Origin of the sequence: Bacillus sp. AY2-1 (assembly GCF_008368965.1) — a bacterium.
Classification (GTDB): Bacteria; Bacillota; Bacilli; order Bacillales; family Bacillaceae_G; genus Bacillus_A; species Bacillus_A thuringiensis_S.
Genome location: NZ_QPEL01000309.1, coordinates 1 through 1,380, shown reverse-complemented (window position 1 = coordinate 1,380; position 1,380 = coordinate 1). Strand labels below are relative to the sequence as shown.

Genomic DNA, 1,380 nt, shown 5'->3' with positions numbered 1-1,380 from the left:
AAAAATTATATTCAAGTAAAAGGATTAGAATTTCGTAATTTAAAATCAACGAAAGTTAACGAAACCCCTATTGGTATTTATATCACTGGAACAGGAAGTTACATTGATATTAGAAATAATTATATCCATCACATTGAAGCGAATGTACAGGATGGAAACGCACACGGTATTGCTGTATACGGTACTTCATCTAGTGCACAAAATAATTTAAATCATATTGTCATCGATAATAACGAAGTAGCAAATTTGAAATTAGGATTGAGTGAGGCAATTGCTGTGAATGGGAATGTAGATTCCTTTGAAGTTACCAATAACAAAGTACATGATAACAACAACATTGGAATTGTTCTGATTGGACATGAAGGCGTATCTCCAGTAGCTGCTTTAGATCAAGCACAGAATGGAGTTGTTCGTAATAACATTGTCCATCACAATTCATCCATCAATAATACTAGTTATAATGAATATTCCGCTGATGGTATTTACGTGGATGGTGGGAAGGAAATTATCATTGTGCAAAATCAAAGCTATGAAAACGACCTTGGTATTGAAGTAGCCAGCGAACATGCAGGAAAAAGCGCAAGCCAAATTATCGTTAGAGACAATACAATATCCAATAATATTATGAGTGGCATTGCAATTGGTGGATATGATAGTCAGCAAGGATATGCTGAAAATAACACGATTACAAACAATGTGATTTATAAAAATGATACAAAAGATCAAGAGAGTGGCCAAATCGAATTAAATTATGATACCCGCAACAATGTAATTACCAATAACCAAATCTATGCAAGTAATAGCCGTATTTTTATTAGCAATAATTTTAATAAAAACACTGGGAACAAACTGGATTACAATCATTACTATGGTGAATTCGATCAAAGTAATGGCTTATGGCAATGGAAAAGAAAAACGTATAAAGGATTTACATCTTATCAGGCAGGTATGAATCAAGAAGGAAATGAACAACATAGTGTATTTAGCAAATTGTCTCCTTCATTCAAACTTATTTTAAAATGAAGCAAATTTACTAAAATGACTTTATCTTAGCACACTTCAAATCCCCTCCCCTATAATGGCAAGGATGAATTAAAAATTGCAGTTTCAATTGAAACTGCAATTTTTCCATGCTTATAAAGACTCTGCATTTATTCTATAAGTACATAGGTGTATCTATAATTAAAAAATTCAATTGAAACTGCAATTTTTCCATGCTTATAAAGACTCTGCATTTATTCTATAAGTACATAGGTGTATCTATAATTATATTAGTAAGCTGCGGCTAATTTCTCTTAATATTAAGTACTAGTACCTCCGCAGAAATTAATCTATTATTAATTCAGGAACAAGTATATTAAAAATATGACCCCTTATTTT

General features: G+C 31.5%; 1 protein-coding gene. It reads left to right on the top strand.

The window, feature by feature from the left end; all coding sequences use genetic code 11:
• Positions 1-1,023: right-handed parallel beta-helix repeat-containing protein (locus DN403_RS30715; RefSeq protein WP_149186124.1), on the top strand; the 1,023-nt coding region annotated here is incomplete at its 5' end.
• Positions 1,024-1,380: the final 357 nt, after the last annotated feature.